Genomic DNA, 23270 nt, shown 5'->3' with positions numbered 1-23270 from the left:
GGTCTGGAAACTGCCTGCGATATTGGGACAAGTGGAGCGAGAGTTTCACTCGGCGGCCGCCTTGGCCTTGCCGCCGCGCTCGGGCGTGATGCCTTCCAGCGCCGATATCAGCCTGTTGTGGATGGCGTTGGTGCGCGCCGGGCTGTCGATCTTCTGGCCGGTGAGGTCGGTGACATAGAATGTGTCGATGACCTTTTCGCCGAAAGTGGTGATGTGGGCCGAGGCGATGTCGAGCGAAAGGTCCGACAGCGCCCCGGTGATTTCCGACAGCAGGCCCGGCCTGTCCAGCCCCTCGACCTCGATCACCGAAAACCGGTTCGACAAGGTGTTGCGGATTTCCGCACGCGGCGGGATCTTGAACACCTTGGAGCCGCGCCGCGGCTTGGTGCGCTTCTCGATCATCTCCGGCAGCCAGCTCTTGCCGGACAACACGTCCTCGATCAGGCGGCCGACGCGCTCGGCGCGACGGCGTTCATCCTCGTCGCGGTCGAACTCTCTCGAAATCAGGATGGTATCCAGCGCGCGGCCGTCCGATGTCGTGAAGATCTGCGCGTCGACGATGTTGCCGCCGGCCCCGGCACAGGCCCCGGCTATGACCGAGAGCAGGCGCGGATGATCCTGCGCCAGCACGGTTATTTCGGTCACCGCCTCGAATTCGCGCGTCTTGACCATGGTGGCGAGCTTCTTGCCGGCGATATCCGCCTCGCGAATGAACTCGGCGTGCCGAAGCTGATCGGCGAGGTCGACGGCCAGCAGATAATTCTCGTAGTGCAGGGCGACATATTGCTTGCGGGCCTTTTCGGGCCATTCGGCAAGCGCCTCGGTAAGCCGCTCTCGCGCCGCCGCCGTACGCTGCGCGCGCGACACTTCGGAAAACCCGCCGGTCAGCAGCAGTTCGGTTTCGTAGTAGAGCGTGCGCAGCAGCTGGCCCTTCCAGCCATTCCATACGCCCGGCCCGACACCCCTGATATCGCAGACGGTGAGAATGAGCAGCAGCTTCAGCCGTTCCACCGACTGCACGATCGCGGCGAAGTCCTCGATCGTCTTGCGGTCGTTGAGATCGCGGGTCTGCGCCGTCATCGACATGACGAGGTGGTTCTCGACCAGCCATGCGACCGTCTCGGTGTCGGCCGGCGACAGCCCCATATGCGGGCAGATGCGCCGTGCGATCCTGGCGCCGGCCTCGGAATGGTCCTCTGGCCTGCCCTTGGCGATGTCATGCAGCAGCACGGCGACGTAAAGCGCCTCGCGGCTCTTCCTCAGGCCCGGCATCAGCGTGTGGGAGAGGGGATGAATCTTCTCGCCGTCGCCGCGCTCGATCTCGGCCAGCACGCCAATGCAGCGGATCAGATGCTCGTCCACCGTATAGTGGTGGTACATCGAGAACTGCATCATGGCGACGATCTTGCCGAAGTCCGGGATCAGTTTTCCCAGCAGGCCCGCTTCGTTCATGCGCCTGAGGTTGAGCTCGGCGTTACGGTCCGACGTGAGGATGTCGAGGAAGAGCCGGTTGGCCTCCTCGTCCCGCCGCAGAGACTTGTTGACCAGTCCGAGCGAGCGGGTGAGCAGCTTCAGCGCATCGGGATGGAACTCCAGCCCGTGCTTGTCGGCGAACCAGAACAGCCGCAGCAGATTGACCGGATCGCGCTGGAACACCTGGTCGTCGGCGATATTGATGCGGTGGTTGTCGACGATGAAATCCGACGTGCCGGCAAGCTTGCGCTTGCGGCGCTGGAAGGTGAGGAAGATGCGGTTGAAGCCAGGCACGTGCTTGGCCTGCTCCTCCTCGAGCGCGGCGCAGAAGATGCGGGTGAGATCTCCGACATCCTTGGCGACAAGGAAGTAGTGCTTCATGAAGCGCTCGACCGCCGAGAGGCCGGGATGAGTGGTGTAGCCAAGCCGCTCGGCGATGTCGCGCTGGATATCGAAATGCAGTCGCTCCTCGGCCTTGCCGGTGAGGAAATGCATGTGGCAGCGCACCGCCCAGAGGAAATCCTCGGCCTTCTGGAACTCCCGGTACTCGCCCTCGGTAAAGACGCCCTTGTCGACCAGTTCCTCGCCGGTGCGCACCCGGTAGAAATACTTTCCGATCCAGAACAGCGTCTGCAGGTCGCGCAGGCCGCCCTTGCCGTCCTTGACGTTGGGCTCGACCAGATAGCGGCTTTCGCCGGCCTTGGCATGGCGCTCGTCACGTTCGGCGAGCTTGGCCTGCACGTATTCCGGACCGGTCGTGCGCACCACCTCGTGGTCGAAGCGCGTGAGCAACTCATCGAAGAGCTTGTGCTCGCCCCACAGGAAACGCGCCTCCAGGATCGAGGTGCGGATGGTGATGTCGGTGCGCGACAATCTCAGGCATTCGTCGATGTTGCGGGTGGCGTGGCCGACCTTCAGCCCCAGGTCCCACAGCATGTAGAGCATGTATTCGACGATCTGCTCGCCCCATGGCGTCTGCTTGTAAGGGAGCAGGAAAAGCAGGTCGATGTCGGAGCCCGGCGCCAGCGTCCCGCGGCCGTAGCCGCCCACGGCGACCACGGCCATGCGCTCCGCCGATGACGGGTTCTTCACCCGGTAGACATGGGTGACGGCAAAATCATAGAGCGCACGGATGATCTCATCCATGACATGCGAGAGGCGCTCGGCGCAGGCGGTGCCGCCGCCATCGTCCATCAGCATGCGCTCGGCCGTTTTGCGACCGTCAGCCAGCCTCCCCTTGAGCAGTTGGAGGACGCCTGTGCGCACCGCCTGCCCCGAGCCATCGCCGGCGGTGGCCGCGGTCAGTGCGCTCATCTCGCGGCGCAAGGCTTCGCCATCGATCAGTTCATCGAGCTTCAGGGAGATTCTTGCCATAAGTGCCGGTTGGCCTCGCCTTTTCGGCGGCGTCTATAGCGCGTTTTCGCGGATATGGGTATGGGGCGCCAAAAGCCGGCTCAAAGCACCGCTATTCCTTTGCATTGGACGGACCGAAGGGGACGATCGTCTGACGCCGCAGCCGGCAGAAATCCACAATGTGCCGGGCGACTCGCGCGAGCTCGACTTTCATCCGCCCGGCGACTGTCTTCCTGGGCTTGCCCGCTGCCTCGATCGCAGCCCATTGGACATCCCGAGGCTCCTTGAGCAGGCTGGGCAGTCCGATCGCCCTGTCGCCAAGCAGATGGTCTTGCGCACACAGTGCCGGAACAAGCTGGTAGATCGTCTTGCGAGGCAAAATCGGGAAAGTCGGGTTGAACACAAGGTCATCGACCGCGACGCGGATCTCCTTGCTTGCCTCGATGAGGTCGCGCGCGGTCTGCTTCGAGATGATGTAGCCTCCGGTCCCTGTGTGGTCGGTGTAGAGTCTGGATAAGGAAAAGCGGTCATCCGCGACGATGCGTTTGCGTCCGATCATGGTTTTGCGGAAGAAGGTTTCCAGCTTGACGATATCGGCGTCGGCCGGAATCCAGCCCGCATGGCCAAGCAATGCGCCGGCCTCGTCGGAAAAGACGACGTCGTCCTCGAAGATGGCCACGTAGGGGTCGTCACCTCCGGCAATCATCATCCAGCAAGCTCTGTGGCTGAGCAGGCAGGCGATCTCGCCACCGGTGAGGCGCAGCCGCTTTGTGTACAACACCTTCTGCGGCATCTGGTCGAGGTCCGGGCGGGCCCGCGCGTCGATGCCCTCAACCCGTTCGAACGCGACGCCGATGCGGGCGAACTCCGCAGTCATGTGCGCAAGCCGGTCCTGGGACCGATCGAGATTGATAACCAGGCACTTCATTTCTTGAGCTGATCGACTCCATTGGATAATCGCGGCGTCATTAGCATAACTGGCCGGTCGTATGCCCGACTTTTTCTGAAGGCCGGCATGGCCTGGATCGCTTCAGCAAAAAGGGAGAAATCAGCCCTTGACCTTCCAGTTACTGGAAGCACTACCTTCGCACCATTGTTGGTACAAAAGGCATTTTTCGATGGCGCATTCCGATCACGATCATCACGCGCACGCACATGGCGGCTGCTGCTCCGTGAAAGCGGCAGCCCCAGCCGGCGACGCCGTCGTGCGCGATCCGGTCTGCGGCATGACGGTCGATCCGGCCGCGGGCAGGCCGACCGCCGAACATGGCGGCCATCTGTTTCATTTCTGCAGCGAGCGGTGCCGGTCGAAATTCGTGGCCGAACCGGACCAATATCTGACGGCCACCGATCCTGTCTGCGGCATGAAGGTCGACCGCGCCACGGCGAAGCATTTCGCACGCCATGAGGGCCAGGGATTCTACTTCTGCTCGGCCGGCTGCAAGGCGAAGTTCGAGGCCGAGCCATTGAAATATCTGGGCGACAGGCCACCAAGCCAGCCGATGCCCAAAGGCACGCAATATACCTGCCCGATGCATCCGGAAGTGATCCGCGACAAGCCTGGATCCTGCCCGAAATGCGGCATGGCGCTTGAGCCGATGGGCGTGCCCACCGGCGATGAAGGCCCCAATCCGGAACTGGTCGATTTTACCAGGCGGTTCTGGGTCAGTGCGGTTCTGTCGGCGCCGTTGCTGATCGTTGCCATGGGCCCCATGCTCGGCCTGTCCTTGGCCAAACTCATCGATGATCGGGCGCTGGTGTGGGCGGAACTGGCACTGGCGAGCCCGGTGGTGCTGTGGGCGGCGCTTCCCTTCTTCCATCGGGGCTGGGAATCAATCCTCAACCGCAGCCCCAACATGTGGACGCTGATTTCGCTCGGCGTCGGCGCGGCCTATCTCTACAGCCTCGTCGCCACCTTGTTCCCAGGCATCTTTCCGCATCAGTTCCGCGACCATGGCGGCACGGTGCCGGTCTATTTCGAAGCGTCCGCCGTCATCGTCGCCCTGGTCTTCCTCGGCCAGGTGCTGGAATTGCGTGCGCGCGAAAAGACCGGCTCGGCGATCCGCGCGCTGCTTGACCTTGCACCCAAGACAGCGCGGCTGATCGGCGAGGACGGTTCAGAAGGCGACGTTCCGCTGGACACGGTCAAGGCCGGCGACCGGCTGAGGATTCGCCCCGGCGACGCCGTGCCGGTCGATGGCAGCGTGCTGGAGGGACGATCTTCGATCGACGAATCGATGATCACCGGCGAGCCGCTGCCGATCGAAAAGACGCAAGGCGACGCCCTTACCGGCGGCACGCTCAACAAGAACGGTTCGCTGGTCATGCGTGCCGAGAAGATCGGTGCCGAGACCACGCTGGCGCGCATCGTCGAGCTCGTCGCCAAGGCGCAGCGTTCGCGCGCGCCGATCCAGGGGCTGGCCGATCGTGTCTCTTTCTATTTTGTCCCGGCGGTCGTCCTGGTCGCGCTCGTTGCCTTCGTCGCCTGGGCGATGTTCGGACCCGACCCAAGCCTTATCTTCGCCATCGTCTCGGCGGTCTCGGTGCTGATCATCGCCTGTCCCTGCGCGCTCGGCCTGGCGACGCCGATGTCGATCATGACGGCGACCGGGCGCGGCGCGCTTGCCGGCGTCCTGATCAAGGAGGCAGCCGCGCTCGAACGCTTTGCCTCTGTCGACACGCTGATCGTCGACAAGACCGGGACGCTGACCGAAGGCCGGCCCAGACTGACGGATGTCGTTCCCGCCGACGGCATGGCGGAAAATGATTTGCTGGCGCTCGCCGCCGGCCTGGAGAAGGGCTCAGAGCATCCGCTGGCCGAGGCTATCGTCGAAGGTGCCCGCGAACGCGGCGCCGTGATCGCCGATGCCGGCGATTTCGAGGCGACAACCGGCAAGGGTGTTTCCGGCAAGGTTTCTGGAAAGAGCGTCTCGCTTGGCAATGCAGCCATGATGGTCGATCTCGGCATCGATACCGCAACGCTCGCCGAACGGGCAGGCGCGCTCCAGGCGGAAGGCAAGACGGCGATGTTCGTCGCCGTGGACAGGAAGCTTGCCGGCATCGTTGCCGTCGCCGATCCGATCAAGGCAACGACCGCCGAGGCCATTAGGGCGCTGCATGAGCGTGGCCTCAGGATCATCATGGCAACCGGCGACAACGAGCGCACGGCCAAGGCCATCGCCAGGCGGCTCGGCATCGATGACGTGCGCGCAGGGCTTTTGCCGGAACAGAAGGCGGCGCTTGTCGAGGAACTGCGCGCCGGGGGTGCCGGCGTCGCCATGGCCGGTGACGGCGTCAACGATGCGCCGGCACTTGCCGCCGCCGATGTCGGCATTGCCATGGGCACGGGCGCCGATGTGGCCGTCGAAAGCGCAGGCATCACACTGGTCAAGGGCGACCTCAACGGCATCGTCCGGGCCCGCACGCTTGCCCAGGCCACGATCGGCAACATTCGCCAGAACCTGTTCTTCGCCTTCCTCTACAATGTGCTCGGCGTGCCCGTCGCGGCTGGCGTGCTCTATCCGCTCACTGGCACGCTCTTGTCGCCGATGCTGGCGGCCGCGGCGATGAGCCTTTCCTCCGTTTCGGTCATCGCCAACGCGTTGCGGTTGCGCACGTTGAAATTGTGATCCCAACCCCCAAATACGAAATCCAATCAACAGGAGACCATGAATGACCTTCGCCAAGAAACTCGTGCTGTTGCTGATGGCGGCAGGAATGTTGCTTGCCGTCTTCCTCGAAAGCGTCCCGGCGCAATCGGAGGAAATGAAACACGACATGAGCGCGATGGCCATGAGCGCGGCAAGTCCTTCGACCGACGGTTACAAGGCGGCCATGGACAAGATGCACAAAGACATGATGGCGTCCGAATACACCGGCAATGCCGACGTCGATTTCGTCCGCGGCATGATTCCGCATCACCAGGGTGCGATCGACATGGCCAAGGTCGAGCTTGCCAACGGCAAGGATCCTGAAATCCGCAAGCTGGCCCAAGCGGTCATCGTCGCGCAGGAAGCCGAGATCAAGCAGATGCAGGATTGGCTCGCCACCCATCCGGTGAAATAGCGTCAGCGAACGCGCGGGGCAAATCCGGGAAGATGGCTTTCCGGATTGCCCCCGATGTCTATGATGCCTTCAGCATCGATCGCAGCATCCCGGGAGCCCCCATGTCATCCGTGATAAGAACAACCACGCTGCCCTCCGGCGAAGCCGTCCAGGTGCTTGGTCAAGGCACCTGGAAAATGGGCGAAGACCCCCGACACCGTACGGATGAGGTCAACGCCCTCAAGCTCGGCCTCGACCTCGGCATCACGCTGATCGACACCGCTGAAATGTATGCCAGCGGCGGCGCCGAAGAGGTGGTGGCGCAAGCCATCGCCGGGCGCCGCGACGAAATCTTCCTGGTCTCCAAGGTCCTGCCGTCCAACGCATCGCGCTCGGGCGTGCCGCTGGCCTGCGAAAGAAGCCTGAAGCGCCTACGCACCGACCGCATCGATCTCTATCTGCTGCACTGGCGCGGCGGCGTGCCCTTGGCCGAAACGATCGAGGCGCTGGAGGCGCTGCGCAAGGGCGGCAAGATCCGTCACTGGGGTGTCAGCAATTTCGACACCGACGACATGGAAGAACTGGCCCGGCTGCCGGCCGGTGGCAATGTGCAGACCAACCAGGTGCTCTACAACCTGTCCCGGCGCGGTCCCGAATTCGACCTGACGCCCTGGGGCCGCCAACGCGGCATCCCGCTGATGGCCTATTCACCGGTCGAGCAGGGGGCGCTGGCCCGCAGCGCCAAGCTGCAGGCCATCGCCAGCCGCCACGACGTGACTCCGGCGCAGATCGCGCTTGCCTGGGTGATGCGCCAGGACGGCGTCATCGCTATTCCCAAGGCCAGCAGCCAGGAGCATGTCCGCCAGAATGTCGCCGCGCTCGACATCGAGCTTACGGGCGAGGATCTGGCCGAGCTTGATCGCGCCTTCCCGCCGCCGACGCGCAAGCGCGGCCTGGAGATGATCTAGCCGGCGTGCAGCTTCGCCCGCGCCCGTTGCAGGGCGCGGGAAAAAACCACCGTATCATCGAACGCACGAGCAAGGGTAAGCGCACCCTGGATGATTGCAACTGTCTCTTCGGCAAGTGCGAACGCCCCGGTCTGGCTGTGCCCAGACCGTTGCAACGCCTCGGCCAGATGCATGACCCAGCGGCCGAAATAGCTGCCGATCTGCCTGGCGAAATGATTGCGGGCATCGTCCAGAGCGAACGCGCCGATCAGGCAGACACGGCGCCCGGACTGGAAATAGCGGTCGGTCGCCTCGAACATCCGCTCGATGCCCGCCCGGGGGTCGAGCGTTTCCTGCAAGGGCAGAAACACGTTGGTTTCGAACCAGCCGTCGATATGGGCTATGACGTCGGCAGCCATCTCCTCCTTCCCGCCGGGAAAGAAATGATAGAGGCTCCCCTTGCCCAGACCCGTCGCTTTGCTGATCAGCGACAGGCTGGCGCCCTCATAGCCGTGCTTGCGGAAGACCTCGGCCACAACAGCCACCAGGCTGTCGCGATCAGGCGCGACCCGGCGCATGTTGTCTAGAGTCCGAGCTCGGAAAGGCTGGGATGATCGTCGGGCCGGCGGCCGAGCGGCCAACGGTATTTGCGCTCGCTCTCGCGGATCGGCAGGTCGTTGATGCTGGCCAGCCGCCGGCTCATCAGCCCGGCGTCGTCGAATTCCCAGTTCTCGTTGCCGTAGGAACGAAACCAGTGGCCGTTGTCATCGCGCCACTCATAGGCAAAACGCACCGCTATGCGGTTTTCGTGCCAGGCCCACACCTCCTTGATAAGGCGGTAGTCGAGTTCGCGCGCCCATTTGCGCGTGAGGAAGGCGACGATCTCTGGCCGTCCGGTGACGAACTCCGCGCGATTGCGCCACACGCTGTCCTCGGTATAGGCGAGCGAAACCCGTTCCGGATCGCGGCTGTTCCAGGCATCCTCGGCCATCCGCGCCTTCCGCGCGGCGGTCTCTAGCGTGAAGGGTGGCAGGGGCGGGCGGCTCATGACGATCTCCAAACGGTCGCGATCCGACCGCAAGGGAGTATTGTACCGAGCGGTACAATGAGGTCAAGGCCGACAGCCGGCGGATAGCAGCCAATTCGCTACGGTTTTGCCGCCAGTCCCTTCAACCGGTATAGCGCGTCCAGCGCCTCGCGGGGCGTCATCTCGTCGGGGTTGATCTCGCCGAGTGCCGCGCCAAGGGCATCGTTCTTCACCGGCTTTGGCGGCTCCCGCTTCAGCGCCACGGAAAACAGGGGCAGGTCGTCGACGAGCCGATTCGTCTTGCCCGAAACCTCGCCTTCTTCAAGCTGGTGCAGCACTTCCTTGGCGCGGCCGACCACCACCTCAGGCAGGCCGGCCAGTCGCGCCACCTGCACGCCATAGGACCGGTCGGCGGCACCCTTGCCGACCTCATGCAGGAAGACGACATCGCCTTCCCATTCCTTCACCCGCATGGTGACGTTGTGCAGCCGGGGCAGTTTCCCCGCCAGCGACGTCATTTCGTGGAAGTGGGTGGCGAAGATCGCCCGGCAGCGGTTCTTCTCGTGCAGATATTCGACCGCCGCCCAGGCGATGGACAGGCCGTCGAAGGTGGCGGTGCCACGGCCGATCTCGTCGAGGATCACCAGGGCTCGTTCGCCGGCCTGGTTGAGGATTGCCGCTGTCTCGACCATCTCGACCATGAAGGTGGAGCGGCCGCGCGCCAGATCGTCCGATGCGCCGACACGCGAGAACAGCCGGTCGACGACGCCGATATGGGCTGATGACGCCGGCACGAACGAGCCGGTCTGGGCAAGGATGGCGATCAACGCATTCTGCCGCAGGAAGGTCGACTTACCGCCCATATTGGGGCCGGTCAGCAGCCAGATCGCGCCGTTCCTGGCACCGCCCTCCGGCGAGAGGTCGCAATCATTGGCGACGAACGGGCCTTCGCCCGAGCGCCGCAGCGCCTGTTCAACCACCGGATGACGTCCGCCCGAAATCTCGAAGGCGAGGCCGTCATCGACGATCGGCCGGCACCAGGCTTCACTTTCGGACAAAAGGGCAAGTGCCGCGGAGACATCGAGCACGGCCAGTGCCTCGGCCCCGGCGCGGATCCTCTCGGCTTCGCCGACGGCTTCCGCTGTCAGCGTGTCGAAGGTGGCAAGTTCGATGCTCAGCGCGCGGTCGGCGGCGTTGGCGATCTTTGTTTCGAGCTCCGCCAGTTCCGTCGTGGTGAAACGCATGGCGTTGGCCATGGTCTGGCGATGGATGAAGCGCGCCTTCGCGCCGTCGCTGCCGGTCATGATCGCGTGATGGTTGGCCGTAACCTCGATGTAATAGCCCAGCACATTGTTGTGCCGGATTTTCAGCGATCGAATGCCGGTCTCGTCGATCAGCGAGCGTTCCAGCCCGGCGATCACCTTACGCGACTCATCGCGCAGCGCCCGCATCTCGTCGAGTTCACCGTTGTAGCCGCCACGGATGAAGCCGCCATCGCGCTTGAGCAACGGCGGTTCGTCGCCGAGCGCCTGCGTCAGATGCGCCGACAGTGGACTCGGCAGCGCCTTGATCGACTCGAGCGCCCCTGCCAGTTCCCCGGGCAAGGCCGTCGCCGCGAATATTCCGGCGATCGCCTCGGCCGCCTCGAAGCCGGCGCGCAACGCGCCGAGATCGCGCGGGCCGCCACGGTTGAGCGCCAGCCGGGACAGAGCACGCGGCATGTCGGCGACGCTCTTCAGGCTCGCCCGCACCGCCTGGCATAGACGGGTCTCGGATCGGAAGAACGAAACCGAATCGAGCCGTGCCGTGATCGCCGCCGGGTCGGTCAGCGGCGCCATCAGTCGGTCGGCCAGCAGGCGCGCGCCGCCGCCGGTCACCGTGCGGTCGATCGCCTTGAACAGCGAACCTTCGCGGCTGCCCGACAGCGTGCGTAGGAGTTCCAGGTTGGCGCGCGTCGCCGGGTCGATGAACAGGGTCGAGCCGGCCTCTTCGCGCTCCGGCCGCGACAGCGGCGGGCGTTCGGCCTTCTGCGTCTTCTCGACATAGGCGATGGCGCCCGAGATCGCCGACAGTTCGGCACGAGAAAACGCGCCAAAACTGTCCGGCGTCGCCACCTCGAAGAAGCGGGCGATGCGCCCCGCGGCCGAGGCCGAATCGAACAGCGATGGCGGCTGCGGGTTGGCGACGCGGCCGAGCACGTCGAAGATAGGCTTCAACTCAGGATCATAAAACACCGGTTCGGCGACGATCAGCTCGCGCGGATCGACGCGGAAGACATCGGCCAGCAGCCGGTCGGCGGTGGTCTCGGCGACGCGGAAGGTGCCGGTCGATATCTCGATCCAGGCAATCGCGAAGCTTCCTTGGTTCCCTGTCGCGCTGCCGCGCTCCCCGCCTCTTGGCTCAGCCCCGCCTTTCACGCGCCCCAGCGCCATCAGAAAACTCGATTCCGACGGCGCCAACAATTTGTCCTCGGTGATGGTTCCCGGCGTCACCAGCCGCACCACGTCGCGGCGCACCACCGATTTTGAGCCGCGCTTCTTGGCCTCGGCCGGATCCTCGATCTGTTCGCACACGGCGACGCGGAAACCCTGTCCGATCAGCTTCTGCAGATAGTCGTCCGCCGCATGCACCGGCACGCCGCACATCGGGATGTCGTGTCCCTGATGCTTGCCGCGCTTGGTCAAGACGATGCCCAGCGCCCGGCTCGCCTTCTCGGCGTCGTCGAAGAACAGCTCGTAGAAATCGCCCATGCGATAGAACAGCAGCGAATCCGGGTTCGCCGCCTTGATCTCGATGAACTGCTCCATCATCGGCGTGACGCCGGCAGTGGCAATCGGCGAGGGCGTCATCGCCTCGGGAGCGTCGGGCTCGTTCGGGGTGTGCATGTTCATGCGCGGCACGCTAGCAGATGTGAACGCGCGGTTTAATGCCGGAGCTTCGAAAAACAGGGGACGACCGGGTTGCCGCCACCATGACGCGCCGCGCGACACTGCGCCGAGCATGCATGTGAGACCATGAGGTTCAAGGGGGCGCCGGCCCGTCTCCCGATCGGCCATGTCCGCATTGAAGCAGCTTTGCCGCGCTTGGCGGTTTACATGGGGCGGCGCGTAGTCTTAATTCGAAACCATACAAGGCACCCGCTTCAAGGAGGTGCCGCACCGGTGAGGAAATCAAAAGCATCATGGCCAGGAAAACCGAGAACAGCGGTCCGTCCGTCAGCGCGCAGGAGGCGCTCGAATTCCATGCCATGGGCCGCCCCGGCAAGCTGGAGGTCGTCGCGACCAAGCCGATGGCGACGCAGCGCGACCTGAGCCTCGCCTATTCGCCGGGTGTGGCGGTTCCCGTGCTGGCCATCGCCGAAGACCCGAGCCGCGCCTTCGACTACACCACGCGCGGCAACATGGTCGCCGTCATCTCCAACGGCACCGCCATCCTCGGCCTCGGCAATCTCGGCGCGTTGGCGTCGAAACCGGTGATGGAAGGCAAGGCGGTCCTGTTCAAGCGCTTCGCCGATGTCGATTCCATCGACCTCGAGGTTGATACCGAGGACGCGGACGAGTTCATCAACTGCGTGCGCTTCCTTGGCCCCTCCTTCGGCGGCATCAATCTCGAGGACATCAAGGCGCCGGAATGCTTCATCATCGAGCAGCGCCTGCGCGAGCTGATGGATATCCCGGTCTTCCACGACGACCAGCATGGCACAGCCATCATCTCGGCCGCCGGCCTGATCAATGCGCTGGAAATCACCGGCCGTGACATGAAGACCACGAAAATGGTCTGCAATGGCGCCGGCGCCGCAGGCATTGCCTGTATCGAGCTGATGAAGGCGATGGGCTTCGCGCCCGAAAACATCATCCTGTGCGACACCAAGGGCGTCGTCTTCCAGGGCCGTACCGAAGGCATGAACCAGTGGAAATCGGCGCATGCGGTCAAGACCGAGGCGCGATCGCTGGCCGAGGCGCTGGACGGCGCCGACGTGTTCCTCGGCCTCTCGGCCAAGGGCGCGCTGACCACCGCCATGGTGCAGTCGATGGCCAAGAACCCGATCATCTTCGCCATGGCCAATCCCGATCCCGAAATCACGCCGGAGGAAGTGGCGGAGATTCGCACAGACGCCATCATGGCGACCGGGCGTTCGGACTATCCGAACCAGGTCAACAACGTGCTGGGCTTCCCCTATATTTTCCGCGGCGCGCTGGATGTGCGGGCCACCACGATAAACGACGACATGAAGATCGCCGCCGCGCAGGCGCTGGCGGCACTTGCTCGCCAGGACGTGCCCGACGACGTTGCAGCCGCCTACCAGGGCAACCGGCCGAAATTCGGCCCCAACTACATCATCCCGGTGCCGTTCGACCCGCGCCTGATCTCGGCCATCCCGATTGCCGTGGCAAAAGCGGCGATGGATTCTGGCGTCGCCCGCAAGCCGATCCTCGATCTCGACCGCTACGCGCAAGAATTGTCCGCCCGCCGCGACCCGATCGCCTCGACCCTGCAGCGCATCTATGACCGCGTGCGTCGCCAGCCCAAGCGCATCGTCTTCGCCGAGGGCGAGGAGGAACAGGTGATGCGCGCCGCCGTCTCCTACGTGAACCAGCGGCTTGGCACCGCCATCCTGCTCGGTCGCGACGATGTCATCAAGGAGAACGCCAGGCACGCCGGCATAGACCTCAACAAGCAAGGCATCGAGATCATCAATGCCAGGCTGTCGCGCCGCAACGGCATCTACACCGACTATCTGTACGAACGCATGCAGCGCAAAGGCTTCCTGTTTCGCGATTGCCAGCGCCTGATCAACAACGACCGCAACCATTTCGCCGCCTGCATGGTTGCGCTGGGCGACGCCGACGGCATCGTCACCGGCGTCACCCGTAACTATTCGACGGCACTCGACGACATCCGCCGCGTCATCGACGCCAAGCCCGGCCATCGCGTCATCGGGGTGTCGATCGTGCTGGCGCGGGGCAGGACCGTGCTCGTCGCCGACACCGCCGTGCATGACATGCCCAACGCCGAGCAGATCGCCGATATCGCCGAGGAGGCGGCAGGCTTCGCCCGCCGCATGGGCTATGAACCCAGGCTCGCCATGCTCGCCTATTCCACCTTCGGCCATCCGCAGGGTGAACGCTCCGAGCGCGTGCAGGAGGCCGTGCGGATCCTCGACAAGCGCCGCGTCGATTTCGAATATGACGGCGAAATGGCCGCCGACGTCGCGCTCAACGCGCGCGCCATGGCGCAATATCCTTTCATAAGGCTCACCGGTCCGGCCAACGTGCTGATCATGCCGGCGTTCCACTCAGCCTCGATCTCGACCAAGATGCTGCAGGAACTCGGCGGCTCCACCGTCATCGGCCCGCTGCTGGTCGGCCTCAACAAGCCGGTCCAGATCGTGTCGCTCAACGCCAAGGACTCGGACATCGTCAACATGGCGGCGATCGCGGCCTATACGGCGGGCGCTTGAGCCAGCGTCGGAGGTCAGCGCCCTGAAAACGCACGGGCAGCCTCGGCGACTTCTTCCACGAGATCCTGCCTGAGCATGTCGATGGGAATGCGCCCCTCGAGATGCGTCGAGGGGCGTGTCAGCCAGAACCAGGCAAGCCTGGGATTTGTGATGGCGGACTGCACGTCGCTGATACCCGCGACCGGCCTGCCATCGACGAACTGCGCGAGCGGGAACACGTGCTTGCGGCCGCCCGTTCTCAGGGCAACGACGTCGTTGCGCTTTTGCCAGCGGTGCAGGGTCGACCGTGCAATGTGCAGATTATCTTCCAGATAGGTCGATCCGGCGACGCGGCCCGCCCAGTCTTCGATAAGCATCGATTCAAAATCGTCGCGCTGGACCGGCTGGGGAGTCACCTCGATAACGACGGGAGCCACGGGTGGGTCTTGCTCCACGCCGATGATCTTCGCCTCGCTGCGGCGCGTGGCTTCGACGGCGAGCGTGCGTACAAATTTCGACGCCAGGCCGGCGAGATCGCCCTGGATGGCGTCGATGGCACGCTGATGCCTGGGCGAAAGCGACGTCACGGCCGCGGCGACGCTTCCTGCTATCTTGCCGGCGGCGACCAATGTATGCGCGTCAACGGCCTCATTGCGTTGAACCAGCAGGCGCTCGACTTCCTTTGCAACGACAGTTGCGAACTCTTTGTGTCGGATTTCATCCGAATCCTGAAATTTGGTCATTCATTATCCTTGCAAGCCGCCACGCGTTGCAGGGGTGCTGATACGGCCGAACGCGCATACGGGAAGAATGCCTATCCAGATGATCGGCAAGCGCAATTGCTACCGATGCGCACAAACGCGCGATCTGTATTGTTCACCCCACGACACTGCGGCCGGACACCCCCGGGCCAATCGACTCGCGGCGCGCATGTCAGTCTACGCGCCGCGAGCTTTGTTCGCGTGTAGGTGCCCTGTGTGACAGACACACGACGACGGGTCGATGGTTCCGAAACCAAATTGATCGCGCCCGGGCACGACGCAATGCCGACGAACAGCGAAACCGCCGCGCCTCCGGACCTTCCGGGTTCGGTCATGATAATTGGCATCTCGTCGGCCGAGCGAAGCGCGACTTCCTGGCCCATCGCGGAGGGGCCGGAGAGAACCTTAAAGCAGTCCCGCCTGTTCGGCCTCGTGGCGCAGATTTTGCCTCGGCCTTGGCCCAATCTGCTGGATCACCAGTCCGGCGGCCAGCGAGCCGAGGTCGCCGCAGGCTTGCAGGTCGCGGCCCTGCGTATAGCCATGCAGGAAGCCCGCGGCGTAGAGGTCGCCGGCGCCTGTGGTGTCGACCAGTTCCCTTATCGCCGTCGCCTTGATGATGACGGTCTCGTCGCCGCGCACGATGACCGAGCCCTTTTCCGAACGCGTCACGGCGGCGATCTTGCAATCCTTGCGGATCCGCGCCAACGCGTCCTCGAAGGACGAGGTCTGGTAGAGCGATTTGATCTCGTGGCTGTTGGCGAAGACGATATCGACCGTGCCGGAGCGCATCAGGTCGAGGAACTCGTCGCGGTAGCGGTCGACGCAGAAGGAATCCGACAGGGTCATCGACACTTCGCGACCGGCGGCGTGGGCGAGCTTGGCTGTCTGCCGGATCGCCTCCTTGGCGCGGGGCGGGTCCCAGAGATATCCCTCGAAATAGGTGACCTTGGCGCCGGAAGCCTTGTCGGCCTCGACATCCTCTGGCCCGAGCTCGACGCAGGCGCCGAGATAGGTGTTCATCGAGCGCTCGCCGTCGGGCGTCACGAAGATCATCGAGCGCGCCGTCGGCGGCTCGCCCTTGAGCGGCTTGGTGTCGAAGGCGACGCCCTGCGCATGGATGTCATGCGCATAGATTTCGCCGAGCGCATCGCTGGAAACCTTGCCGAAGAAGGCGGCGCGGCCGCCGAAGCTGGCGATGCCGGCAGCCGTGTTGCCGGCGCTGCCGCCGGAGGCCTCGATCGCCGGGCCCATGCGGCTGTAGAGCAGTTCGGCGCGCTGGGTGTCGATGAGGTTCATCGCGCCCTTGATGATGCCGTTGGTTTCGAGAAATGCCTCGTCGCATTGGGCAATGATGTCGACAATCGCATTGCCGATGCAAAGCACGTCATAATCCGGCATCAATGTCTCCGCCAAGAACCCAGCCGGCTTCTTGCCACGCCGGCCGGGCGCGGGTCTAGCGATTTGGAATGGGTTTGCCTAGCGCTGATCCCGAAAATCGGAATCTTGTGCCCCGGTATGCCTGCCGGGGCGAGGCGTCATCATTGTTCGATCGTGGTAGAAGCATTTGGGCTGGGCGTTGCCTAAAACACGGCGTGTTCGACCACCGCCCGAAAGCTCCACCATGCCAGCAAAGAACGATGTCACCACCGACCTTGCACTGCTGCTCGTGCTGGCGGTGCTTTGGGGCGCGTCCTACACATTTATCAAGATCGGCGTCGAGACGATCCCGCCGGTCACGCTGATCGCCGCCAGGACATTGATTGCCGGCGCCATCCTCCTTGCCATCATCCGCTGGCGCGGGCTCGCCATGCCGCGTGACGCGGAGAGCTGGCGGCGCTTCGCCTTCCAGGCGTGTCTCAACAGCGTGGTTCCGTTCACCCTGGTCGCCGCCGCCGAGCGTTCGGTCGATGCGGGCCTCGCCACGATCCTCAATTCGACATCGCCGATCTTCACATTCCTGCTCACCGCGCTCATCACCCGCCATGAGCCCGTGACCGTTCGCAAGCTGATCGGCGTCGGCGCCGGCATAGCCGGCATATGCCTGATCATAGGCACCCAGGCGCTGAGCGGCATAGGTCACCAGCTGTGGGCGCAGCTTGCCATCATCGCCGCGACGATCAGCTATGCGGGCGCGGCCATTTTCGGGCGAGGCTTCAAGGGCCTCGATCCGATGCTTCCGGCCGCCGGTTCGATGGTTTGTGGCGCTGTCATGCTCGTGCCCTTGAGCTTCGTGGTCGACCAGCCTTGGAGGCTGGCGCCGTCGATGGCGTCGATCCTTGCCTTGCTCGGCCTGTCGGTTTTCTCCACGGCGCTCGCCTTCTGCATCTATTTCCGCCTCATCCATACGCTGGGCTCCGTCGGCACGACGTCGCAAGCCTATCTGCGCGTGCCGATCGGCGTCGGCATCGGCGCCATCTTCCTTGGCGAAAGCCTTGGTTCCACCGCATGGCTGGGAATGGCCTTTGTCGTCGCCGGCGTCGCGGCCATGACCATTCCCGTTCGCAAGCCGGCGCTCGCGCGCTAGCGAGGTTGCGCTTGCTGCCGGGGCTGCCTATCTCGGAGGCGTCTCTTTCGACACAGGTTGGAACGCCGTGATCCTTGAAGCCGCCCGCGCCGCCGCCAGCCAACTGTTGTCGCCCGAATTCCGCAGGGTGTTCCTGAAGACGTTGGGGTTGACCCTGCTGGCGCTTCTGGGGCTGTGGTTTGGCATCAAGGCGTTTTTCGAATGGCTGGCCTGGGAATGGATCGACACGCTGCTGCCGGGCCTGCCGTCCTGGGCCGGGTGGCTGGGGGCGGTGCTGGTCGGGATAAGTCTTGCCGGGGGACTGGCGCTGCTGGTCGCGCCGGTGACGGCGATCGTCGCCGGCCTGTTCCTCGATGACATCGCCGAAGTGGTCGAGCGTACGGATTACCCAAATGATCCACCAGGCCACGCCGTGCCGGCACTGCGCTCGTTGGTGCTGTCCATAAGGTTCCTGGGCGTCGTTATCCTCGGCAACGTCGTGGCATTGTTGCTGCTCCTGGTGCCGGGCATCAACATCGTCGCCTTCTTCGTCGTCAACGGCTACCTGCTCGGGCGCGAGTTCTTCGAATTCGCCGCCATGCGTTTTCGCCCGGAGGAGCAGGCGAGGGCGCTGCGCCGGAAATATGCCGGCACTGTGTTTCTCGCCGGGCTGGTTATCGCCGCCTGTCTTGCCGTGCCCTTGCTCAACCTGCTGACGCCGCTCTTCGCCGCCGCCATGATGGTGCACTTGCACAAAGCGATCTCGGCGCGGGAAGCGGCTCGATCCTGAAGGTCAGCACTCCTAGCGCAGCAGAAAACCACGCCCAAGCTCGTCATCGGCTTCGACGATGAATTCGGCCTTTCCGGAATAATAGGCGCGGCCGCCGACGCGGGCGATGATGGCATCATGCGGACCGGTCCTCGTCGTTCGCGCCACGGCGCCGGAAAAGCGCGAGCCGGCGATGCTTTCGAACATCCGTGTTCGCCCGATCCCGATCTGTCCCTTGGCATGCATCGCCGCCAGCCGCGCCGTGACGCCCGAACCGGTGGGCGAACGATCGACCTCGGCCTCGGCGAAGACACAGATGTTCTTCGTCGGCTTGTCGGAAAACGCGTCCCGGCCGTCGTTCAGGATGGTGCCATAGAGGAAGGCAAGGTCGGAATGGTCGGGGTGCGACAGCGGGAATTCGGCCTTGAGTTTGTTCGTCAACGCCGTCGCCGCGTCGACGAAGTCGCGCACGCGGTCGCGGCCGAACTCCAGCCCGAACTGATGGCAATCGGCGAGTGCGTAGAAGGCGCCTCCATAGGCGACATCGAAGCCGATCGGGCCGAAGCCCGGTAGTTCGACCGTCCGGTCGCGGGCGAACAGAAAAGCCGGCACGCTTTCGAACGACACCGCGCCCGCCTTGCCGTCCTTGACCTCCACCGAAGCGACGATCAGCCCGCAGGGAGCCTCGATCCTGACTGTCGTCACCGGCTCCTGTTTCACCACCAGCCCCTCGTCGACGGCGTAGCGGCCGAGCGCGATGATGGCGTGGCCGCACATGGTGGAATAGCCTTCATTGTGCATGAACAGCACGGCAAGATCTGCGCCGGGAAGATCGGGTTCGACCAGCAGGGCGGCATACATGTCGTAGTGGCCGCGCGGCTCGAAGATCAGGATCTTTCTGAGATGGTCGAGACGGTCTCGCGCATAGGCACGCTTCTCGAGGATCGTGCCCTCGGGAATATCCGGATAGCCGCCGGTGACGATCCGCAGCGGCTCGCCGCCTGTGTGCATGTCGACGACGGTGAGTGTCATGCGCTGGACTTTGAGAACAGCTCTTGCAGCTTGCCGAAAGGCATGGCGGCGCGGGTGAAGCCGAACGTGCCGTCCTGCTGGATTTCGCGCGCCGCCGTTTCCAGCATGCCGAAGGCGAAATTGGTGAGCCAAGGTCCGAGCGAGATGCGCTTGACCCCCGCCTGGGCTAGGTCGGCGATGGTGAAGCCCGGCCGCGCCATGACATTGACCGGCTTGGTCACCGCCGAACAGATGGTGCGCACGATATCGATGTCGTTGAGGCCTGGCGCGTAGAGCACATCGGCTCCAGCCTTCTCGAAGGCCTGCAGGCGCCTGATCGTGTCGTCGATGTCGGGCTTGCCCCATAGAAAATTCTCGGCCCGGGCGGTGAAGACGAAATCGTGCTTCAGCGCCCGCGCCGCTTCGGCGGCCGCGGCGACGCGCTCGACGGCATGCGAGAAATCATAGATCGGCCTGTCCGGGTCGTCGCCATGGTCCTCGATCGAGCAGCCGGCAAGGCCCGCCGCTTCCGCGGCGAAGATGGTTTCCGCCGCACTCGTGGCGCTGTCGCCCTTGCCTCTCTCCAAGTCGGCCGAAACCGGCAGGCCGGTCGCCGCCGTCACCTCGCGGCAATGGTGGATCATCGCCTCGAACGTCACGGCGCCGTCGGGCAGGCCGCGCGAAAAGGCGAAACCGGCACTGGTCGTCGCCAGCGCCTTGAAGCCAAAGGAGCCGAGCAGCTTCGTGGTGCCGATATCCCAGGGATTGGGCATGACGAAGGTCGAGGCATGCAGATCACGAAAGGTCTTGCCCTTGTCCATGGAAGCTCCCCATCATGTGCTGAGTGATGGAAAGGGTTTTATCGCGACGCTATGCAGCGGGCAAACGAATGCGATTGGCGCAGAAGTATTTTTGAGCTCGCCCCTGCCATTCCGTCAAGCAACGCGGGAACCCGGCAAGAAATGCCGGCCAGCTCAGTGGATCGGCACCAGCCCGGCCAGTTCGCGCATGTCGTCGAACAACACGCCGCCGGCTTCCACCAGCCCGTCGCGGTCGGAATACGGATCGCCGTGGTAGGAAAACACCCGCATGCCGGCGGCAACGCCTGCTTGCGTGCCGGCGACGCTGTCCTCGATGACGATGCAGTCGGCGGGCGCGAAGCCCATCGAGGCGGCCGCATGCAGGAAGAGATCGGGAAACGGCTTGCCGCGCCCCACCATCGTGGCGCTGAACAGCGCATGTTCGAACAGCGGCAGCAGCCCGGTCTGGCCGAGCGTGATGTGCATTTTCGATACCCGTGCCGAGGTGGCGACGCAATAGGCAATGCCCGCCGCCCGCACCGCTTCGACGAACTCTCGCACATGCGGTATGGCTTCGACGCCATGCGCGAACAGGTCGGGGAGGCCGGCATTCCACCGGTCGACGAAATCGGCGCCGAGCCTTACCTCGGTCTGGCCCTCGATCTCTTTTTGCACCGAGACCATGCTGCGGCCGGAAAAATGCTTGCGGCAATATTCGAAGCTTGTCGGAAAGCCGGCGGCTGTCAGCCATTCGGCCAGGCGTCGATTGGCGAGGTTCTCGGTGTCCACCAGAACACCGTCGCAATCGAAGATAACCAGCTTGGGTATGTTCATCAGGCCGTGCCGGTCGACCCGAACCCGCCGGAGCCGCGCGTCGTGCCGCCTGCCAATGTGCGTTCTTCGACGGTCGCCTGGGTCACCGAGGCAAAGACGATCTGCGCGATGCGCATGCCGCGGGTCACCGCGAAATCCTCGTCGCCGAGATTGATCAGCAGCACCTTTACCTCGCCCCGATAGTCGCTGTCGATGGTGCCGGGCGTGTTGAGGACGGTAAGGCCATGCTTGAAGGCGAGGCCGGAGCGCGGTCGCACCTGGCCTTCCATGCCTTCGGGTATTTCCATGACCAGACCTGTCGGCACCAGCGCCCGCTTGCCGGGCAGGATCAGTAGCGGCCGGTCGTCCGGCACCGCCGCACGCAGGTCCATGCCGGCGGCTCCAGTGCTTTCATAGGCGGGGAGGGGCAGGCCTTCACCGTGCGGCAATCTGACGAAGCCGACGGTCGGACCGATGACGGAGGACGTTTGGAGGGATGCGCGCATAAAACCGATCCTATCGGCGCGAACGACGATTCGGTCAACTCGACCGCAATACTATCAACGGCTTTCTTTCGGGCAGCACTATGACCTAGCGTAGCTCCATGGGAACAACCGTCGTTTCCTTGATCTCTTCCATCACGAAGGAGGCGGAGACATCCGACAGCGCCACCTTGGCGATGAGCCGCTGATAGAGCCGGTCATAGGCCTTCACGTCGGCGACGCGGGCGCGCAGCACATAGTCGAGATCCCCGGACATGCGGTAGACACCGGTTATCTCCGGAAAGCCGGTCACCGCCGCGCGGAATTTCCGCAGCCAGTCCGGATCGTGATTGGACGTCCGGATCAGGATGAACACCGAAAGGCCAAGCCCGAGCTTCTCCGCGTCGACCAGCGCCACGCGGCCGGTGATGACGCCGTTCTCCTCGAGCCGCTTGACCCGCCGCCAGCAGGCGTTTCGCGACAGGGCGACCTTCTCGGAGAGCTGGTCCACCGAGAGCGTGCCGTCGCGCTGCAACTCGGTCAGCAATTTTCGGTCGATTTCGTCAATTTCTGGCGCCATGTGGGATGTTTGTCCCATGGATTGGCCAAATACAAGGACATTTTGAGACCGATGAACCGGCGAAGCGTGCCAGGATACTCATATCGGGGAACGTCAAACGCCGAAGGGGAAACAGCATGTCGGTCGCAAGGATTTTCACCTCTCATCCGGCCAAGGTCGGCGAGACCTATTCCGGCCATATGGCCTTTGCCGCCTGGTTCTCCTCGAGACTGTTCATGGCGGCGTGCGCCGCGATTGTTCATGCTTTCTTGCCATTTTTGTTTGAGACTACCGCCAGCCGAATCGTTCGCGAACTCTACGAGCGGACGCACAACAGAGGCTCGCACGCGACCAAGGAGCCGGCAGCTCTGATGGATCGTGCCTAGAGGACGACAAAGCGATGTGCCGGTGGGCGGCCTATCTCGGTGAAGCGGTCTTTCTCGAAGACATCGTCACGGCGCCCTGCCATTCGCTGATCGCCCAGAGCCATTGCGCCCAGGAAGCGAAATCGCCGACAAATGGTGACGGTTTCGGTCTTGCCTGGTATGGTGACCGGCCGGAGCCCGGCCTCTATCGCGACATCCTTCCCGCCTGGTCCGACCCCAATCTGAAGAGCCTCTGCCGGCAGATCAAATCCGGCCTGTTCCTCGCCCATGTCCGCGCCTCGACTGGCGGCGCCACCAGCCGCATGAACTGCCATCCCTTTGTCTCGGACCGCTGGTCGTTCATGCACAACGGCCAGATCGGCGGCTTCGAGAAGATCCGCCGGGCGCTGGAGAATTCGCTTTCCGACGCTGTGTTCGACCAGCGCGAAGGCACTACGGATTCCGAACTCTTCTTTCTGCTGATGATCGACGAGGGATTGGCTGATGATCCGCAAGGCGCCGTCTCGCGCGCCACGGCGCGCGTGCTCGATGCCTCGCGCCGTGCCGGTCTTGAGCCGGCCTTGAAGCTCACCGCCGCCTTTTCGGACGGGCAGGCGCTCCACGCGGTTCGCTACGCCACCGACGATCATGCGCCGACGCTCTACACCTCCACTTTCGGCAAGGGCGGCGGCCGCTGCATCGTCTCGGAACCCTTCGATCGCGACGGCGGCGACTGGCAGGCGATTCCGCCATCAAGTTTCGTCACCATGACCCGGAACGGCATCGCCATTCGTCCCTTTGCTCCGGCCGCGGCGAAGCTGGCTTTGGTCGGATAGATTTCGTCGTCAACTGGTAGCGTCGCGGGACAGAGGGGGCGTCGCAGAGCGCCGACTTCAAAGGTGCAATTTCGATCAAGCGTCGCC

20 protein-coding genes are annotated in these 23270 nt (G+C 64.0%); 8 read left to right on the top strand and 12 right to left on the bottom strand.

Annotated elements, in window-relative coordinates; all coding sequences use genetic code 11:
- Window positions 1-45 precede the first annotated feature (45 nt).
- Both ACO07C_RS14000 and ACO07C_RS13995 read right to left on the bottom strand, forming a co-directional pair.
- Window positions 46-2847, bottom strand: coding sequence for a [protein-PII] uridylyltransferase (locus ACO07C_RS14000; RefSeq protein ID WP_421914752.1), 2802 nt, complete (start codon window positions 2845-2847; stop codon window positions 46-48).
- 91 nt (window positions 2848-2938) lie between these two features.
- Window positions 2939-3703: a glycosyltransferase family 25 protein gene (locus ACO07C_RS13995; protein WP_421914751.1), complete on the bottom strand. Its 765-nt coding sequence runs from the start codon at window positions 3701-3703 to the stop codon at window positions 2939-2941.
- A 241-nt stretch (window positions 3704-3944) separates the two neighbouring features.
- Between ACO07C_RS13995 and ACO07C_RS13990 the strand changes: the two genes are divergently transcribed.
- The 3 genes from ACO07C_RS13990 to ACO07C_RS13980 all read left to right on the top strand — a co-directional run bounded on the left by ACO07C_RS13990 (window position 3945) and on the right by ACO07C_RS13980 (window position 7838).
- Window positions 3945-6455, top strand: a complete 2511-nt coding sequence (locus ACO07C_RS13990; protein WP_421914750.1) for a heavy metal translocating P-type ATPase — start codon at window positions 3945-3947, stop codon at window positions 6453-6455.
- A gap of 43 nt (window positions 6456-6498) precedes the next feature.
- Window positions 6499-6891, top strand: a complete 393-nt coding sequence (copM, locus tag ACO07C_RS13985; RefSeq protein WP_421914749.1) for a CopM family metallochaperone — start codon at window positions 6499-6501, stop codon at window positions 6889-6891.
- A gap of 101 nt (window positions 6892-6992) precedes the next feature.
- Entirely contained in the window at window positions 6993-7838 is an 846-nt protein-coding gene (locus ACO07C_RS13980; protein WP_421914748.1) for an aldo/keto reductase, read from the top strand.
- On the opposite strand, the gene ACO07C_RS13975 is transcribed toward ACO07C_RS13980, so the two are convergent.
- The 3 genes from ACO07C_RS13975 to mutS all read right to left on the bottom strand — a co-directional run bounded on the left by ACO07C_RS13975 (window position 7835) and on the right by mutS (window position 11735).
- Complete coding sequence (locus ACO07C_RS13975) at window positions 7835-8395, bottom strand: TetR/AcrR family transcriptional regulator (RefSeq protein WP_421914747.1); 561 nt, start codon at window positions 8393-8395, stop codon at window positions 7835-7837. The genes ACO07C_RS13980 and ACO07C_RS13975 overlap by 4 nt on opposite strands.
- Window positions 8396-8400: 5 nt before the next feature.
- Window positions 8401-8865 (bottom strand): DUF1348 family protein, encoded by a 465-nt coding sequence (locus ACO07C_RS13970; protein WP_421914746.1) that lies wholly within the window; start codon window positions 8863-8865, stop codon window positions 8401-8403.
- A gap of 98 nt (window positions 8866-8963) precedes the next feature.
- Window positions 8964-11735, bottom strand: coding sequence for a DNA mismatch repair protein MutS (mutS, locus tag ACO07C_RS13965; protein ID WP_421914745.1), 2772 nt, complete (start codon window positions 11733-11735; stop codon window positions 8964-8966).
- 290 nt (window positions 11736-12025) lie between these two features.
- Here mutS and ACO07C_RS13960 point away from each other — a divergent pair, with 290 nt between their 5' ends.
- Window positions 12026-14305: an NADP-dependent malic enzyme gene (locus tag ACO07C_RS13960; protein ID WP_421914744.1), complete on the top strand. Its 2280-nt coding sequence runs from the start codon at window positions 12026-12028 to the stop codon at window positions 14303-14305.
- Between the two features lie 14 nt (window positions 14306-14319).
- Here the strand turns inward: ACO07C_RS13960 and ACO07C_RS13955 are convergent, their stop codons facing one another.
- On the bottom strand, window positions 14320-15027 hold the full coding sequence (locus ACO07C_RS13955; RefSeq protein ID WP_421914743.1) for a hypothetical protein: 708 nt from the start codon (window positions 15025-15027) through the stop codon (window positions 14320-14322).
- Window positions 15028-15450: 423 nt separating this feature from the next.
- Window positions 15451-16443 (bottom strand): adenosine kinase, encoded by a 993-nt coding sequence (locus ACO07C_RS13950; protein WP_421914742.1) that lies wholly within the window; start codon window positions 16441-16443, stop codon window positions 15451-15453.
- A 223-nt stretch (window positions 16444-16666) separates the two neighbouring features.
- Between ACO07C_RS13950 and ACO07C_RS13945 the strand changes: the two genes are divergently transcribed.
- Together ACO07C_RS13945 and ACO07C_RS13940 are read left to right on the top strand one after the other, a co-directional pair.
- Window positions 16667-17569, top strand: coding sequence for a DMT family transporter (locus tag ACO07C_RS13945; protein ID WP_421914741.1), 903 nt, complete (start codon window positions 16667-16669; stop codon window positions 17567-17569).
- Between the two features lie 67 nt (window positions 17570-17636).
- Window positions 17637-18338, top strand: coding sequence for a sulfate transporter family protein (locus tag ACO07C_RS13940; protein WP_421914740.1), 702 nt, complete (start codon window positions 17637-17639; stop codon window positions 18336-18338).
- A 12-nt stretch (window positions 18339-18350) separates the two neighbouring features.
- Here ACO07C_RS13940 and ACO07C_RS13935 read toward each other — a convergent pair whose 3' ends face one another.
- The 5 genes from ACO07C_RS13935 to ACO07C_RS13915 form a co-directional block, all read right to left on the bottom strand.
- Window positions 18351-19349, bottom strand: coding sequence for a proline racemase family protein (locus ACO07C_RS13935; protein WP_421914739.1), 999 nt, complete (start codon window positions 19347-19349; stop codon window positions 18351-18353).
- The gene (locus tag ACO07C_RS13930; protein WP_421914738.1) at window positions 19346-20149 is read right to left on the bottom strand and encodes an isocitrate lyase/PEP mutase family protein; all 804 of its coding nucleotides are present in this window, start codon (window positions 20147-20149) and stop codon (window positions 19346-19348) included. The genes ACO07C_RS13935 and ACO07C_RS13930 overlap by 4 nt, the downstream gene beginning before the upstream one ends.
- A 153-nt stretch (window positions 20150-20302) precedes the next feature.
- Complete coding sequence (locus ACO07C_RS13925) at window positions 20303-20962, bottom strand: HAD family hydrolase (protein WP_421914737.1); 660 nt, start codon at window positions 20960-20962, stop codon at window positions 20303-20305.
- Window positions 20962-21447 carry a dUTP diphosphatase gene (dut, locus tag ACO07C_RS13920; RefSeq protein WP_421914736.1) on the bottom strand — a complete coding sequence of 162 codons (486 nt, stop codon included), beginning with the start codon at window positions 21445-21447 and terminating at the stop codon, window positions 20962-20964. Before dut ends, ACO07C_RS13925 begins: the two co-directional genes overlap by 1 nt.
- Before the next feature lie 85 nt (window positions 21448-21532).
- Entirely contained in the window at window positions 21533-22003 is a 471-nt protein-coding gene (locus ACO07C_RS13915) for an Lrp/AsnC family transcriptional regulator (RefSeq protein ID WP_421914735.1), read from the bottom strand.
- A gap of 116 nt (window positions 22004-22119) precedes the next feature.
- Between ACO07C_RS13915 and ACO07C_RS13910 the strand changes: the two genes are divergently transcribed.
- Window positions 22120-22368 carry a DUF6356 family protein gene (locus ACO07C_RS13910; protein WP_421914734.1) on the top strand — a complete coding sequence of 83 codons (249 nt, stop codon included), beginning with the start codon at window positions 22120-22122 and terminating at the stop codon, window positions 22366-22368.
- 14 nt (window positions 22369-22382) lie between these two features.
- Window positions 22383-23183: a class II glutamine amidotransferase gene (locus ACO07C_RS13905; protein ID WP_421914733.1), complete on the top strand. Its 801-nt coding sequence runs from the start codon at window positions 22383-22385 to the stop codon at window positions 23181-23183.
- The last annotated feature ends 87 nt before the right edge of the window (window positions 23184-23270 follow it).

The sequence above is a fragment of the Mesorhizobium sp. genome (assembly GCF_965229135.1).
Taxonomy (GTDB): domain Bacteria; phylum Pseudomonadota; class Alphaproteobacteria; order Rhizobiales; family Rhizobiaceae; genus Mesorhizobium.
This window is presented reverse-complemented; position numbering and strand designations above follow the sequence as displayed.

Coding starts and splice junctions, on each gene's coding strand:
- ACO07C_RS14000 (WP_421914752.1), bottom strand. CDS start 2,847: ATGGCAAGAATCTCCCTGAAGCTCGATGAACTGATCGATGGCGAAGCC.
- ACO07C_RS13995 (WP_421914751.1), bottom strand. CDS start 3,703: ATGACTGCGGAGTTCGCCCGCATCGGCGTCGCGTTCGAACGGGTTGAG.
- ACO07C_RS13990 (WP_421914750.1), top strand. CDS start 3,945: ATGGCGCATTCCGATCACGATCATCACGCGCACGCACATGGCGGCTGC.
- copM (WP_421914749.1), top strand. CDS start 6,499: ATGACCTTCGCCAAGAAACTCGTGCTGTTGCTGATGGCGGCAGGAATG.
- ACO07C_RS13980 (WP_421914748.1), top strand. CDS start 6,993: ATGTCATCCGTGATAAGAACAACCACGCTGCCCTCCGGCGAAGCCGTC.
- ACO07C_RS13975 (WP_421914747.1), bottom strand. CDS start 8,395: ATGCGCCGGGTCGCGCCTGATCGCGACAGCCTGGTGGCTGTTGTGGCC.
- ACO07C_RS13970 (WP_421914746.1), bottom strand. CDS start 8,865: ATGAGCCGCCCGCCCCTGCCACCCTTCACGCTAGAGACCGCCGCGCGG.
- mutS (WP_421914745.1), bottom strand. CDS start 11,735: ATGAACATGCACACCCCGAACGAGCCCGACGCTCCCGAGGCGATGACG.
- ACO07C_RS13960 (WP_421914744.1), top strand. CDS start 12,026: ATGGCCAGGAAAACCGAGAACAGCGGTCCGTCCGTCAGCGCGCAGGAG.
- ACO07C_RS13955 (WP_421914743.1), bottom strand. CDS start 15,027: ATGACCAAATTTCAGGATTCGGATGAAATCCGACACAAAGAGTTCGCA.
- ACO07C_RS13950 (WP_421914742.1), bottom strand. CDS start 16,443: ATGCCGGATTATGACGTGCTTTGCATCGGCAATGCGATTGTCGACATC.
- ACO07C_RS13945 (WP_421914741.1), top strand. CDS start 16,667: ATGCCAGCAAAGAACGATGTCACCACCGACCTTGCACTGCTGCTCGTG.
- ACO07C_RS13935 (WP_421914739.1), bottom strand. CDS start 19,349: ATGACACTCACCGTCGTCGACATGCACACAGGCGGCGAGCCGCTGCGG.
- ACO07C_RS13930 (WP_421914738.1), bottom strand. CDS start 20,149: ATGGACAAGGGCAAGACCTTTCGTGATCTGCATGCCTCGACCTTCGTC.
- ACO07C_RS13925 (WP_421914737.1), bottom strand. CDS start 20,962: ATGAACATACCCAAGCTGGTTATCTTCGATTGCGACGGTGTTCTGGTG.
- dut (WP_421914736.1), bottom strand. CDS start 21,447: ATGCGCGCATCCCTCCAAACGTCCTCCGTCATCGGTCCGACCGTCGGC.
- ACO07C_RS13915 (WP_421914735.1), bottom strand. CDS start 22,003: ATGGCGCCAGAAATTGACGAAATCGACCGAAAATTGCTGACCGAGTTG.
- ACO07C_RS13910 (WP_421914734.1), top strand. CDS start 22,120: ATGTCGGTCGCAAGGATTTTCACCTCTCATCCGGCCAAGGTCGGCGAG.
- ACO07C_RS13905 (WP_421914733.1), top strand. CDS start 22,383: ATGTGCCGGTGGGCGGCCTATCTCGGTGAAGCGGTCTTTCTCGAAGAC.